This is a genomic window from Azospirillum picis (assembly GCF_017876115.1).
GTDB classification, from domain to species: domain Bacteria; phylum Pseudomonadota; class Alphaproteobacteria; order Azospirillales; family Azospirillaceae; genus Azospirillum; species Azospirillum picis.
Window position 1 is genome coordinate 197,641 of the sequence record NZ_JAGINO010000001.1, and the last position, 13,419, is coordinate 211,059.

Genomic DNA, 13,419 nt, shown 5'->3' on the forward strand with positions numbered 1-13,419 from the left:
AGCCTAGCGTCCGCCGGTCCGGCGGCCGGCGATGACCAGCCCGATGCCGCCCAGCACTGCCGCGGAGGAAACCAGAAGGGACAATGTCAGCGGTTCGCCCAGCGCCAGGATCGCCACCATGGCGGTTATGACCGGGACGCTCAACTGGACCGAAGCGGCACGCGCGGCCGTCAGCGCAGGCAGGGCCGCATACCAGATGGAATAGCCGGCGCCCGACGCGAACGCACCCGACAGGACGGCATAGAGAAGCCCGGTGCCGTCCCACCGCAATCCTGTCCCTATGGTCAAGCCGCCAGCCGCCGCCGCGAGCAGCGCGAGCGCCGCCGCCGCCGGTGCCGCGCGCAGGAAGTTGCCGGCCGTGGTGGCGACGGGATGGTCGCGGCTGGTCCGTCCAAGCAGCGAGTAGGCGCCCCAGGCGACGCCGGCCACCACCATCAGCAGCGCCCCCAGCGGGTCGGGTGCCGACAGGCCGGGCGCGAGCAGCAGGGCGAGGCCGGCAAGCGCCAGCGTCAGGCCGGCCCATTGCATCGGCACCAGCCGCTCCCCGCGCTTCAGCCCGGCCAGGACCATGGTGGCCTGCACCGCGCCGAACAGCAGCAGTGCCCCCGTCCCGGCTGTCATCGTGACATAGGCGAAGGAAAAAGCGGCGGCATAGGCCAGCAGGGCCGCCGCCCCTGCCCAGCTTCCTCCGCCCCACCCCGGTGCACCATGCCCGGTGGCGCGGGCGATCAGCCACAGGCTGGCGGCACCGGAGGCGATGCGCACCAGGGTGAAGCTCGCGGGATCGATGGCGGATTGGGTCAGGGCGAGACGGCACAGGACGGAGTTGGCGGCGAACGCCAGCATGGCGAGCGCTGTCAGCAGCAGCGGCCGCAGGATGCCGGACGCTCCCGGTCGCCCTGCCCCCGCGCCACCCGCCACCTTTTCGTCCGCAGCCATGATTGTTTCCCTCGCAAGCGGCCGGTCCCGCTAGCTAGCCGCCGGATGGACATCCTGTCAAACCTGCGGGCCTGGAAGGAGGCTTCGACTTTGGTTGCAGGCCGTCGCGGAAGGCCGCCGGGAATGGGTCAGGAGGCCGGCCCGCCAAGGGCGAACAGCACCAGATAGGTGCGCTGGAGCATGCTGAAGTTGTTGTCGGAAACCAGGTAGATCAGCGTCGCGCCGTCCGGCCCGGGCCGCGTGGCGATGCCTTCGAAGTTGTCGTTGAGCAGCGGCGCCTCCAACCGTCCGAGCTCTTCGCCTTCCGCCACCGCGCCGGCCTGGATCTGCGCCGGTGCCAGCCGCACGAGGCGCGACGACCAGCCGCCCAGCAGCGATACCCGGCGTTCAAGCACCACCGCCCCGCCGTCCGGCAGCGGCGCAACGGCGGTGGGGCGGTAGCGGGGGGCGGCCAGGTAGGTGAAGGAGCCCCAATCCGCAGGGTCCCGCGGCAGCCCGTCGGCGAGGCCGGGCCGCGTGACCCAGGCGCGGCGGCTGCGGTCGCCGTCGTCCCGCCCCTCCTCCATCGTCAGGAGCCTGCCGTCCGGCAGCCGCGTGAGTGCTTCCAGCCCGCTGTTGCGCGGCGCCTGCGCGGCGACCTGCGGAGGAAGCGGGATCGCGGCGAGTATCCCGTCCGGACCCGCCGCGCCGGAGGGATAGCGCAGGATGCGGTGATCGCGCTCCAGCGTCACCAGCCAACCGCCGTCCGGAAGGCGTGTCAGATCCTCGGCATCGACGCGGCTCTTGCTTGCCGACGCTCCCTCTTCCACCGCCAAGGGGCGGGTCCGGACATCATGCACGCCGGTCAGCCGCCCGGTGGCGTCATGATCCAGCCCACCTTCCGCCACCAGCCCGGTGTCGCCGATGGCGACGAAGCGCCGGCCGGCCGGATCGACCCATAGGCCGGACAAGCCCCCCAGCGGCTCCCCGCCGGTGGAAGCACTCCCGGGGATGTCGAGAGCGCCCAGGAAATGAAGCGGCCCTATGCTGGTCTTGGCGGGCCGGTCCGGGTGCAACGGCACCGCCGTCGCCGTGACAAATCCGGGACTGGCGGCACCGATTACTGCGACACAACCGCCCGAAAGCGTGAACAACAGCAGAACAGAGAGGAGCATCTTGCGCGTCTTCATCGATCCACTCTTGCCGGTGCAACCTGCGGGCACAACCTTTCTTTCGGCGGGCTTTGCCGCCCGAACAGGCACCCGATCCACCGGCGCAGCAGACGGCCACGATCGCGCCTCGTGGAATCGCCCCTGGCCGACCGTCTAGGCGCGCCGGGTTACTCCATGAGAACCGATGGGGCTGGCGGGACAAGCGCTTAGATTGACAAGTGATTTCGAGAATGCCTTTCCGTGACGATCGAGCCGAGTCCGTTCCCATGCCGATGCTTCAGCGGTTCCAGGCCGCCCATTCACCCCCGGACCAGCCGGGTGATGCCGTCGCGTCGAGCGGGGTGTCCGGCGACTCTCCGGAAAGCCGGCTGACCGCGCGCATCCAGGAACTGGAGTCCGAGTTGCGCGAGCTCCAGCATCGCGCCAAGAACAGCCTGCAACTCGTCATCAGCCTGCTGAAGCTCCAGGCCGGCCGGATCCGCGACCCCGATGCCCGTGCCGCCTACGAACAGACCATGGTCCGGATCGAGGCGCTGGCGATCCTCTACCGCCAGTTGCACGAAAGCGGCGCTGGAACCCATGTCGATCTCGGCCGCTACATCTCCGCCCTGTGCGAGGCCGTGCGGGAGGGGACGCCGGGCGCCCTGTCGCGCGTGCCGGTTTCGGTGGACTCCGACCCGATCCAGATCGGCCTCTACGAAGCGATGCCGCTCGGCCTCATCATCGCCGAACTGGTGACCAACAGCCTGCACCATGCCTTTCCCGAGGATGGCTGGATCCGTGTTTCGGTGCGCCAGCAGGCGGAGGACAACCGCGCCCGCCTGACGGTGGAGGACAATGGCCGTGCCTTGCCCGCCGGATTCGACGCCACGGCGGAAGACGGGCTGATGCTGGCGGAGGCGTTGGCCGGACAGCTCGGCGATACGCTGTCGACCGACAGCGATGCCGCCGGCACCACCGCGAGCGTCAGCTTCCCGCTCTGACGGGCCGCTCTGCTCGGCCATGCCTGCCGGCGGCCGCCCCCCGGTCAGGGCTGCCCATCCCCGTCATGGTGCTCGTGCGGATGCTCGGGCTCGGGCGCCGGCCTGACCACGCCGGCGAACCAGTACCGGATCGCCTGCACCGGGTCCGACTCCATGGTCGTCACCGGCTCTATGCCGCGGCGGCGCATATGGGCGAGGAAGCCGGCACCCGAGGAGCCGGTGATCACCACTTGCGCCACGTCGATCGGGTGCGGGCGGCCGTCGCCGCACAGGTGGAGGACCTCCCCTTCTCCCAACTCGATCCGGCCGGTCTCGACGGGCTCGGCGCCGGCTGCCGCCCGGTAGACCAGGAAGCGGCGGGTGCGGCCGCCATGGGTGGCGATGGTCTTGAAATCCTTGGTGCCGACGGCGAACATCATGGCCTGCAGGTCCTTCGCTGTTGTGCCCGGCGACCCGCCCTTCCTGCCATGGCCTGCGCCCCGGTGCACTGAGCGAGGTCAATCGACCGCGGATCCGGCTCCGTCGGAATGCGCTGTCCCCCATGCGTCCGGCCGCCACGCTTGACTTTCAGCACCGATTTCGTACTATATCCCGGCCTGCTCCGCCGGAGAGGCCGGGGCCTGCCGTATCCGGGGGTCCTGCGTCCGTCATATCGCTTCGCATGAGGATGTGACATGAGCACCGCTGTTGCCCTCCGTTCGCCCGACTCCAGCGAGTCGCTGTCGCGCTACATCAACGAGACGCATCGCTATCCCGTTCTGGGCGCCGAGGACGAGTACATGCTGGCCAAGGCCTGGACCGAGCATGGCGACGTCGAAGCGGCGCAGAAGCTGGTCACCAGTCATCTTCGCCTCGTCGTCAAGATCGCCGGCGGCTACCGTGGCTATGGCCTGCCGCTGTCCGACCTGATCGCCGAAGGCAACCTCGGCCTGATGACCGCCGTGAAGAAGTTCGAGCCCGAGCGCGGGTTCCGCCTGTCCACCTACGCGATGTGGTGGATCAAGGCGTCGATCCAGGATTACATCCTGCGATCCTGGAGCCTCGTGAAGATCGGCACCACCGCAGCGCAGAAGAAGCTGTTCTTCAGCCTCGGCCGCCTGAAGCGGAAGCTCGGCGAGTACGGCAACGGCGATCTCCAGCCCGACAGCGTCACCCGCATCGCCAACGATCTTTCCGTGCCCGAGGAGGATGTGGTCGCCATGAACCGGCGCCTGTCCGGTCCGGTGGCGTCGCTGAACGCTCCGCTCACCGCCGACGGCGATTCCGCGGAATGGCAGGATCTCCTGGCCGACGACCGCCCGACGGTCGAGGACACGCTGGTGGAGCGTGGGGAGGCCAGCCGCCGCAGCGCCCTTCTGCATGAGGCGATGGGGGTCCTGAACGACCGCGAGCGTGACATCCTGACCAGCCGCCGGCTGTCGGATGCCCCGCTGACGCTCGAGGATCTGTCGGTCCGCTATGGCGTCAGCCGGGAGCGTATCCGCCAGATCGAGGAGCGTGCCTTCGAAAAGGTCGCCCGCCAGACCCGCGTTCTCGCGGCTGCGGCCTGAACGGGCCACCCAACGCCCCTCCCCGTCCACCGATGGAAGCCGCCCCTCCGCGCCGGGGGGCGGCTTTTGCCGTCCTTGGCGGAGGAATCCGCGGCCATCCCCCGGAACGCCCCGCCAAAGAGCTGGAGGGCCATCCGACGGGGCCCGAAGAGCTGTTGCCTCTGGCATCGGAACCCGGCCATCATCGATGGCCAGCCGGCGTGGGGGCCGGACTGCTCACCCGGGAGACCGCGATGCCCAGCTATCCTGCCGCTTACCGGGCCACCGAAGGCTCGGCCCTCGACGTCGACCGCGCCTTCTACGGGCGCATCGGCACAGAGAACGCCGGGCGGCACCTGGTCGAGCAGTTCGTGGTGCCGATCCGCTCCGGCCGCGCCTGGACCGTCCCGGCAGGCCATGTCTTCCGCATCGTCACCATCGAGGGGCCGCAGGTCGCCGACCTCAACATCTGGAACCGCCACAATCCCCGCGAACGCTTCTGGGCCTCGCGCACGCGGCAACTCCAGCAGGCCCATGTCAGCACCTTCGACCGGCTGTGGTCGACGCTGCCCTACCTGAGGCCGCTGGCGACCATCACCCACGACACGCTGGCCGACTACGGCGTCGACGAGCATGGCGGCAGGGTGCACGACCTCCTGGGCACCCGGTGCGATCCCTACGTCAACCGCATGCTGACGGGGAAAGACTTCCACCATCACTGCCACTCCAACCTGACCCGTGCCGTCGCTCCCTATGGCCTGACCGAATTCGACGTGCACGATGTGCTGAACGTCTTCCAGGTCACCGGGCTGAACGACGAGGACAAGTACTTCATGAAGGCCTGCCCGGCCCAGAAGGGCGACTTCCTGGAGTTCTTCGCCGAGATTGACCTGCTCTGCGCCTTGTCGACCTGCCCCGGCGGCGACCTCAGCGTGCCGTTGTGGGGACCGGATGCCCGCGACCCGCTGGAGGTCTGCCGGCCGTTGGGCGTCGAGATTCACGGTCTCGATCCCGGCCTGCTGGAGGGGTGGTCGCCGCCGGAGGTGGCCGCCTACCGCGGAAACCACGGCATGCGGCTGGGAAGGCCGGACTGGGAACAGGACCGGCCGGCGTGACCCGGGCAATCCTTCTCGCCGGCGTCGAGCCGTTCGGCGGCGAGAACGTCAATCCCTCCTGGGAGGCGGCTCGCCACCCCGGCACCCCGTCGATGGCGGTTTCCAGGTGACCGCCGACCTGCGCATCGCGGTCGACGCCATCCTCGGGGGACCGGCAAGAGCGGCGGGAACGCCGGGATAGCCCCTACCCCGCTTCCGCCAGCAGCCACTCCTTGAAGCGGCGCACCCGGCGTGCCCGCTCCGCGCCCGGCGCATGGGCGATCAGGTAGCGGCCGCGCGGGCGCAGCGTCTCGGCGAACGGCTGCACCAGCCGCCCGCTCGTCACGTCATCCTGGACCAGGAAGACCGGCAGCAACGCCACGCCCATGCCGGCCGATGCCGCCTCGATGATCATGAAGAAATGCTCGAAGGCCAGCGATAGGGCTGCCTCCGGAAGGGGGAGGCCGAAGGCGGCGAGAAAGCCGCGCCAGGAATCCGGGCGGGTGGTGTGCTGCAGCAGTCGGTGCTGCGCCAGATCGGCCGGATGCCGCAGCGGCGGGCCTTGCTCCAGCAGCGACGGCGCGCAGAAGACCCCCATGGTCTCGGGCATCAGCGTCGCGACCTCGGCCCCCGGCCAGTCGTCGGCGCCATAGCGGATGGCGACGTCGACCCGCTCCTTGGCAAAATCGACCCGGTGTTCCCCGACGCCGACCTCGACCAGGATGTCGGGATTGTCCGCCTGGAACCGCTTCAATCGGGGAATCAGCCAGCGCTGGGTCAGGGTGGGCAGCGCACTGACCCTCAGCACCCCACCCTCCTGCGCGCGGGCCGCACGCGCCGCAGCGGTGATCCGGTCCAGCGCCGCCGACGCCTCGGCATAGAATGCTGCACCGGTCGGCGTCAGTTCGACCCCCCGCCCGACGCGGCGGATCAGTTCGACGCCGAGGTCGGCCTGAAGCGTCTGCATCATGCGGCTGACCGCCCCCTGCGTCACCGCCAACTCGTCGGCCGCCTTGGTGAAGCTGAGATGGCGAGCGACCGCGACGAAGCTGCGGACGGCGTTGAGCGACGGCAGGACGCGGTCGGGCATGACGGAAACCGATCCATGAGTTGAACTCATAAATCTTCGCCTGAGAACTCGTTTGTCAAGCCCGGGACGATCGGGTCTGCTGAGGCCACCCGCAGCCACCTGCCAAAGTCCCTGAAAGGTCCCCGCACCGATGCCGACGCTGACGCCCTTCCACATTGCCTTTCCCGTCGACGACCTCGCCGCCGCCCGGCATTTCTACGGCACCGTGCTGGGCTGCCCGGAGGGGCGCAGCAGCGACGAATGGATCGATTTCGACCTGTTCGGCCACCAGATCGTCGCCCATCTGAAGCCGCGCGATCCCGATGCGGCCCCGGCCCACCACAACCCCGTCGACGGCCACGACGTGCCGGTTCCGCACTTCGGCGTGGTGCTGCAGCCGGCGGATTGGGATGCGCTGGCCGGGAAGCTGAAGGCCGCCGGCATCAAGTTCGTGATCGAGCCCTATACCCGCTTCAAGGGCCAGGTCGGCGAGCAGTCGACGATGTTCTTCCTCGATCCCGCCGGCAACGCCCTCGAGTTCAAGGCATTCGCCGACATGTCGCAGCTCTTCGCGAAATAGGCGCCCGCGACCGACGAACCCCGACCGACGAACCCTACGCTCCCCCGTGCCCGACACCGTCGGGCACGGGCTGCGTCAGGGCGGCCAAGGCGTCGCTGGTGGCGGCAGCCGTATCCTCGAGCGCCTCGTACAAGGCGTCGTCGAGACCATGGCCACCGGACGATTGCGCGCGCAGCTCCAGCAGCGCGGCCAGACGGCTCAACCGGACCGCCCCGACATTGGCTGCGGTCCCCTTCAGCGTATGGGCGATCCGCGCCAGCGGCTGGGTCCCGGACCCGGCCGACGGGCTTCCGGCATCCCGGAAGGCGGCCATTCCGTCGCGCATCGTCCGCCCGAAGGCGGCCATCGTCTGTTCCCAGGCGTGGTTGCCGATCGCCGCACGCAATTCCGCCGCCTGGTCATGGTCCAGCAACGGCGCGCCACGCCAGCCGTCCGGTCCGGAGTCCGTTTCCGCGCCGGTCGCCGGGACCGGCGGCTCCAGCCGCTCCGGCCGCTGTGCGGGGGCTTCGTCACCGGCTCCGCCCGCCTGCCGGGCGGGACCGGTGACGCTTGCCAGCGTCTCGAACAGTGTGGCCGACATGATTGGCTTGGTCAGGTATCCATCCATGCCCGCGGCGAGATATTCGCCGCGATGGTTGGGCATGACGTTGCCGGTCAGGGCAACGATGGGCAGGCGGGCGACGTCGCCCGGCATGGCGCGGATATGCCGGGTGGCGGTCACGCCGTCCATCACCGGCATCTGCACGTCCATCAGCACGACGTCGAAGGACTCCTCCTCGACCTTGCGCACCGCCTGCAGCCCATCCTCAACCGCCGTCACATGGTGACCCACCCGGTTCAGCATCGTTACGACGATGTCGCGGTTGATCTCATTGTCCTCGGCGACCAGGACGCGCAGCCCGCGGGCAATCCTGCGGGCGGGCTGTCCACGGCGGTCGGCGGTGGCAGGCACAGGGCCGGGCGCGCAAGGCGCCGCCGCCACGTCGTCGGCCGGAGCCGCAGCGGCCTGGCAGCGCACGGTGAACCAGAAGGCGCTGCCCTTGCCTTCGGTGCTGGTCACGCCGATCCGGCCCCCCATCAGGTTCGCCAGTTCACGGCTGATCGCCAACCCAAGCCCGGTGCCGCCGAACCGGCGCGTCGTCGAGCTGTCGCCCTGCGTGAAGCGGCGGAAGAGGGTGGGCAGCACGTCCGGCGGAATGCCGATCCCGGTGTCGGCGACCTCGAACCTCAGTTCGAAACAATCGGCCCCCTTCTGCTCCGCGTCCATCGTAACGCGCACGCTCACGCCGCCGCGATGGGTAAACTTCAGGGCGTTGCCGATCAGGTTCACCAGGATCTGGCGGACCCGGCGCAGGTCGGCCCGCACGCGCTCCGGCACCGTCGGCGCCACCTCGCTCGTCAGGAACAGCCCGCGCCCGCCTGCCGTCGGCTCCAGGATGTCGAGGGTGTCGCGCAGCATGGAGCGCAGTTCGAAGTCCACGGGCTCGACCTCGGCCTTCCCGGCCTCCAGCTTGGAAAGGTCGAGGATGTCGTCGATGATCTGCAGCAGGGCCAGACCCGAGCGGTTGGCGACATCGAGGAGCTGGCGCTGCTCATCGTCAAGGTTGGGGCCGTCGACCAGGGCCAGGGCGCCGAGCACCCCGTTCATCGGCGTGCGGATCTCGTGGCTCATCGTCGCCAGGAACTCTCCCTTGGCCCGGTTCGCCTGATCGGCCGCCTCCTTGGCCCGGCGCAGGCTCGCCTCGATCTCACGCTGGACGGTGACGTCACGCAGAGCGCCGGTGATGAAGCGGCGCCCGTCGGCATGCCAGCCGGCCAGGGTCACCTCAAGAGGGAATTCGCTGCCGTCCTTGCGGCGGCCGGTCAGTTCCCGCACGTCCGACTGAGGAACCACCCGGTCGCTCTCGCGGTAGTCGGTCAACAACCGGTCATAGTCGGTGCCGGCGACCGCCGGCATGAGCTTGGACATCGGTCCGCCGACAACCTCGCTGGCGCGGTAGCCGAAGAGCGCTTCGGCCGCCCGGTTGAAGGCATCGACCGTTCCGTTCTCGTCGACGGTGACGATCGGCTGCCCCACCGCCTCGAACATGGCCCGGTAGCGGGCCTCGCTCGATATCAGGCGTTCGGCCGACAGCTCCCGCTCGGTGATGTCGGCGGCGGAACCGCGGTAGCCGTGAAAGACCCCGTGTTCGTCAAAGACCGGACGGCCACTGACACTGATGTAGCGCAGCCCCGTGGCGGTCATGATCCGGTAGCGGAAGTTGCGGAAGGGCTGCCGCTCCTCCATCGCCTGCCGGTGTTTCTCCCACTTCTCGCCGTCCCCGTCCTCGCGCAGAGCGATATCCTCCCGCCGGAGGCCGATCGGAAGCTCCATGTCGCCGGTATAAGGCACCAGCGGCCCGGTCAGCCGCGTAAAACGCAGGTCGGCATCCATCTCCCAGAACCAGTCGGATGCGGTTTCGGCCTGGTCGCGAAACCGTTCCTCGTTCTGGGCGAGCCGGCGGGCGGTTGCCGCCAACCGCGCCGACTGCCGCGTCACGAGCAGGGCGAGCCCGCACAGCACGATGCTGCAGGTCGCCGCCCCCACCAGGTAGAAGCGCTGCCTCTGACGGGTGTCGGACAGGAACGCCTGCTCGTCGAAGGAGACGGTAACGACCAGCGGATAGTCGGACAGCTTGCGGAACGACCTCATCCGGACGACCCCGTCGATGGGACTCGGGCTGCGCAGGAAGCCGGTCGATTGCCGACGTGCCAACGACAGCGTCGGCGTGTCGCCGAGATCGCGGCCGAGGATCCGGTCATCCATCTGCGACCGTGCCCGGAGGATGCCGTCGGTGCCGATGATCGTCACGGCGCCGTTCGGGCTGACGTCGAGGCCTTCCAGCGTCCGGCTCAAGAAGAAGGGATCGACCGAGGCGACCAGCACCCCGGCGAAGCTGCCGTCCGCGCGCTCGATCCGGCGCGTCAACTGCAGGAGCCATCGACCCGAAGCCCGCCCGAACACAGGCTTGCCAACATACAGCCCCACATTGGGATTGTCGGCATGGACACGGAAATGCTCGCGGTCGGACAGGGGCACCCGGCGCGGGGCATCCTCCTTGCTGGTGAACAGGAGGTCGCCGGACGCATCGATCACCGCCAGTTGGACCAGGATGTGCGACCGATCCACTGCCGCGCGCAGCAGGCCCGAGGCGCCATGGGTCCAGGCATCGTCATGGTCATGGAAATCGTCGATCAGGAACAGCAGGATCTGGTCGATTTCCGAGATGGTGCGCGTCGTCTGCTCCGCGACCACGCGGGCGAGAATGCCGCTGTCGCGCTCCGCCCGCGCCATGGCTTCGGCATCGTCGTAGCGGCTGAGCATCAGCGCCGCCAGCCAGAGACCGGCCGCGATCACCAGCGTTACCAGCCAGATGACGGCGATGAAGGCGTTCTGGGAAAGCCTGCGCAGCATCACCGCCGCCCCCGGTCGTCGTCCGGCCTGCCAGTGCCCGACCTGCCCGCGCCCGACCTATCCGTGCCCGGTTGCCCGTCGCTGCGCCCGGCGGCCAGCGCCGCCACCCCGCGGGCCAGCCGCGGCAAATCGACCGGCAGCGGCAGAACGATGTCCGCCGGCACGGCGGAACTGGACAGGGGAAGGGGGCGGCCGGCATCGCTCCCGGCTGCATAGAGCACGCAGGGCAGGTCGGATCGAAGCGCCTTCAGCCGTGTGGCCAGGGCACGGCCGGCCGAAGCCGCCCCGCCCGAGAGGCCAAAGCCCGGCCCGATGACGATCGCGTCGAAGAAGGCCGGCTCGTCGGCGACGGCCTCCAGCGCATCCCGTGGATCGTCGCAGACCGAGACTTCGCAGCCGTGCTGCTCCAGGCCGGTCTGGAAGCGGTCGCCGCAGCCATGGTCGCTCTCGACCACCAGCACCCGGATGGTGGGAGCGACGCACCGCTCGGGCGGCGCCGATGGGCGGCGCGGGGCGGACGCGACGGCAGGAACATAGAGCTGTACCAGCGTGCCGCCCGACGGATGGCTGCGCAGGATCAAGCCGCCGCCATGAAGCCGCGCGGCCTGGAGGGCAGCGACCTGAGTGGTCTCCGGAGACGACTCGCCCTCGGACCGCTTGCCGTGGCGCCGACGATGCCGGGCACGGGCCGCGAGCAGGGGGTCGGTGAGGGCGGACAGCTCCTCTGGCGGCGGCGGCGGCCCGTCAATGCGGAGTTCGAAGACGACATGAAGCCCTGCAGGCGGCATCAGCGGCGTACGGACCAGCCACCCCTCCTCCCCCGCCTCGTCGCCCTCGACCGCGGTGGAGCCTTCGCGCACGGTCCTTCCGGATGCGCGGAGGACAAGATGCCGCCCTTCCCCACCGACGCCAACAGCCACGTCCGTCGCCAGACCCGCCAGCGTCCGCGCCAGCAGCCCGGCGTCGCAACGCGGGTCCGGTGCCCCGGCCTCGTCGCAGACGGTCAGTCCCCCGGCGGCGTGCTCGCCGCGCAGGAGCGTCGCGGCCATGTCGAGCACCCGCGACGCGCGTTCCGTGCGCAGTTCCACGGGACCCGGGCGGGCTGTGGCCATCAGCCGATGCAGCGCGAGCCGGGCACGATCGACGGCTGTGAGGATACGCGCGGCATAGTCGGCTTGCGGCGAACCGGGTGGCAGGTCGGCGGTCAGGAAATCGGCATATCCGGCAACAGCGCCGAGCGCGTTGTTCATGTCATGCACGATGGCGCCGGCCAGTTCGGCCCTGTCGTCCATCACCTCGATCTGCTGGGTGCGGAATCGCTCCGCCGCCGCCGCGAGCTGTCGTTGCAGCACAAGGGGAGTGGCGTCCTCGCCGTCCGCATGGCCGCCTGCCGTTGGGACCGGATCATCGGCCATGCCGTCGCGAGTCCCGTCGATCGCCGAAGGCGCGGGGGAATGGGCCGCGGGTCGGCCAGCCTCCCGAGGGCGGCGCCCGGCGAACACAAGCAGCAGCACGGTTCCGGCCGCCACCGCGGTTCCGGCCGCGATCCAGGGCACGGCGGTCTGCAGCGGGGTCATTGAAACCAGCAGCACCGCCACCGAACCGATGGCCGCAACGGCTGCAGCGGCCAGCAAGGCCGGACATGCCGCGGCCGGCACCCTTGCACTGGTCGGGGAGGCGGACTGGACGCCCGGCTTGGTCAGCGGATGTTCGGACAATCTCATCGGGCACTCGGAAGTCAACCGGTTGCGCTCACCCCGTGGACGGCACGAAGGCTGCGAGCGGCTGGCCGGGACTGTAGCAGAACGCACAAACGCGGACTGCTGGGACCAGCCCTATACCGCCGCCTGCATCTCACCCTACCTCGGCGTCCCGAACCATCGATCAGACGGACGCCTCGCCGACGCTGCGGGACAGCAGGCCGGCCTTCTGGGCCCGCCGCACGGCGTCTGTACGGTTTCGTGCGCCCAGCTTGCGCAGGATGCGGCGGGTGTGCAGCTTGACCGTCACCTCCTGGAGGCTGAGCGAGCGCCCGATCTCCTTGTTTGTCGCTCCGGTGGCGAGCATCGACAGCACCTGCTGTTCCCGCTCCGTGAGCGGCGAGGACAAGGCGCCCTCCGCTTCCGGCAGCGGGCCGTCGGCCTCCTCCGTCTCGTCCATGTCGAGCGACAGGTCCGTCATCTGCATAAGTTCGAGCGCCACGCCCTTCGGCACGAAGCTGCCGCCCTCCGCCACCAGCCGCAGGGCCTGCGCCAGGACGCGGCGTGGTGTGGTTTTCGGCAGGAACGCCTCGGCCCCGCAACGCAGCACCTCCAGCGCGGTCACGGCATCCTCGGCTCCGGTCACGACCGCGACGGGCCCTTCAATCCCATGGCGGCGGAGCACGCCGAGCGGACCACCATCCTCCGCTCCGGGCATCCGCCAATCGAGCACGATCAGGTCGTAACGGATGGGCACGGTTTCCGCCGGTCCTGCGCCGTTGCGCAGGACCGGCAGTTCCTCCAACGAGCCGATACAGACGACATCGGCATCCGGCCAAGCCTGGCGGACCGACAGTTCGAGCGCATCCCGAAAGAGGGGATGGTCGTCAGCCACCAAGATTCTCATCATCCGCCTCCGC

Annotated in this window: 11 protein-coding genes; 4 read left to right on the forward strand and 7 right to left on the reverse strand. The window is 69.6% G+C overall.

Features of this window, described 5'->3' with window-relative positions:
• Nucleotides 1-3: 3 nt before the first annotated feature.
• A complete protein-coding gene (locus tag J2850_RS00910; RefSeq protein ID WP_209977823.1) occupies nucleotides 4-939 on the reverse strand; it encodes a DMT family transporter in 936 nt (311 codons plus the stop codon).
• Nucleotides 940-1,067: 128 nt separating this feature from the next.
• Nucleotides 1,068-2,108 (reverse strand): esterase-like activity of phytase family protein, encoded by a 1,041-nt coding sequence (locus J2850_RS00915; RefSeq protein ID WP_209977825.1) that lies wholly within the window; start codon nucleotides 2,106-2,108, stop codon nucleotides 1,068-1,070.
• Between the two features lie 248 nt (nucleotides 2,109-2,356).
• Here J2850_RS00915 and J2850_RS00920 point away from each other — a divergent pair, with 248 nt between their 5' ends.
• A complete protein-coding gene (locus J2850_RS00920; RefSeq protein WP_246512667.1) occupies nucleotides 2,357-3,073 on the forward strand; it encodes a sensor histidine kinase in 717 nt (238 codons plus the stop codon).
• Between the two features lie 44 nt (nucleotides 3,074-3,117).
• On the opposite strand, the gene J2850_RS00925 is transcribed toward J2850_RS00920, so the two are convergent.
• Complete coding sequence (locus J2850_RS00925) at nucleotides 3,118-3,492, reverse strand: NifB/NifX family molybdenum-iron cluster-binding protein (RefSeq protein WP_209977830.1); 375 nt, start codon at nucleotides 3,490-3,492, stop codon at nucleotides 3,118-3,120.
• Nucleotides 3,493-3,747: 255 nt separating this feature from the next.
• Between J2850_RS00925 and rpoH the strand changes: the two genes are divergently transcribed.
• Nucleotides 3,748-4,623 carry an RNA polymerase sigma factor RpoH gene (gene rpoH / locus J2850_RS00930; RefSeq protein WP_209977832.1) on the forward strand — a complete coding sequence of 292 codons (876 nt, stop codon included), beginning with the start codon at nucleotides 3,748-3,750 and terminating at the stop codon, nucleotides 4,621-4,623.
• A gap of 233 nt (nucleotides 4,624-4,856) precedes the next feature.
• Nucleotides 4,857-5,717, forward strand: coding sequence for an urea carboxylase-associated family protein (locus J2850_RS00935; protein ID WP_209977834.1), 861 nt, complete (start codon nucleotides 4,857-4,859; stop codon nucleotides 5,715-5,717).
• 184 nt (nucleotides 5,718-5,901) lie between these two features.
• Here the strand turns inward: J2850_RS00935 and gcvA are convergent, their stop codons facing one another.
• Entirely contained in the window at nucleotides 5,902-6,786 is an 885-nt protein-coding gene (gene gcvA / locus J2850_RS00940) for a transcriptional regulator GcvA (protein WP_209977835.1), read from the reverse strand.
• Between the two features lie 130 nt (nucleotides 6,787-6,916).
• On the opposite strand from gcvA, the gene J2850_RS00945 reads away from it, so the two are divergent.
• Nucleotides 6,917-7,345: a VOC family protein gene (locus J2850_RS00945; RefSeq protein WP_209977837.1), complete on the forward strand. Its 429-nt coding sequence runs from the start codon at nucleotides 6,917-6,919 to the stop codon at nucleotides 7,343-7,345.
• A 34-nt stretch (nucleotides 7,346-7,379) separates the two neighbouring features.
• On the opposite strand, the gene J2850_RS00950 is transcribed toward J2850_RS00945, so the two are convergent.
• The 3 genes from J2850_RS00950 to J2850_RS00960 all read right to left on the reverse strand — a co-directional run bounded on the left by J2850_RS00950 (nucleotide 7,380) and on the right by J2850_RS00960 (nucleotide 13,394).
• Nucleotides 7,380-10,799 (reverse strand): PAS domain S-box protein, encoded by a 3,420-nt coding sequence (locus tag J2850_RS00950; protein ID WP_209977839.1) that lies wholly within the window; start codon nucleotides 10,797-10,799, stop codon nucleotides 7,380-7,382.
• Entirely contained in the window at nucleotides 10,799-12,523 is a 1,725-nt protein-coding gene (locus J2850_RS00955) for a hypothetical protein (RefSeq protein ID WP_209977841.1), read from the reverse strand. The genes J2850_RS00950 and J2850_RS00955 overlap by 1 nt, the downstream gene beginning before the upstream one ends.
• Nucleotides 12,524-12,683: 160 nt before the next feature.
• Nucleotides 12,684-13,394, reverse strand: coding sequence for a response regulator transcription factor (locus J2850_RS00960; protein WP_307353705.1), 711 nt, complete (start codon nucleotides 13,392-13,394; stop codon nucleotides 12,684-12,686).
• Nucleotides 13,395-13,419 lie beyond the last annotated feature (25 nt).

What these genes read in the sequence shown, in the direction of transcription:
- J2850_RS00925 (WP_209977830.1), bottom strand. Translation starts at nt 3,492, where the DNA reads ATGATGTTCGCCGTCGGCACCAAGGATTTCAAGACCATCGCCACCCAT.
- J2850_RS00950 (WP_209977839.1), bottom strand. Translation starts at nt 10,799, where the DNA reads ATGCTGCGCAGGCTTTCCCAGAACGCCTTCATCGCCGTCATCTGGCTG.
- J2850_RS00910 (WP_209977823.1), bottom strand. Translation starts at nt 939, where the DNA reads ATGGCTGCGGACGAAAAGGTGGCGGGTGGCGCGGGGGCAGGGCGACCG.
- J2850_RS00915 (WP_209977825.1), bottom strand. Translation starts at nt 2,108, where the DNA reads ATGAAGACGCGCAAGATGCTCCTCTCTGTTCTGCTGTTGTTCACGCTT.
- J2850_RS00935 (WP_209977834.1), top strand. Translation starts at nt 4,857, where the DNA reads ATGCCCAGCTATCCTGCCGCTTACCGGGCCACCGAAGGCTCGGCCCTC.
- J2850_RS00920 (WP_246512667.1), top strand. Translation starts at nt 2,357, where the DNA reads ATGCCGATGCTTCAGCGGTTCCAGGCCGCCCATTCACCCCCGGACCAG.
- gcvA (WP_209977835.1), bottom strand. Translation starts at nt 6,786, where the DNA reads ATGCCCGACCGCGTCCTGCCGTCGCTCAACGCCGTCCGCAGCTTCGTC.
- rpoH (WP_209977832.1), top strand. Translation starts at nt 3,748, where the DNA reads ATGAGCACCGCTGTTGCCCTCCGTTCGCCCGACTCCAGCGAGTCGCTG.
- J2850_RS00945 (WP_209977837.1), top strand. Translation starts at nt 6,917, where the DNA reads ATGCCGACGCTGACGCCCTTCCACATTGCCTTTCCCGTCGACGACCTC.
- J2850_RS00955 (WP_209977841.1), bottom strand. Translation starts at nt 12,523, where the DNA reads ATGAGATTGTCCGAACATCCGCTGACCAAGCCGGGCGTCCAGTCCGCC.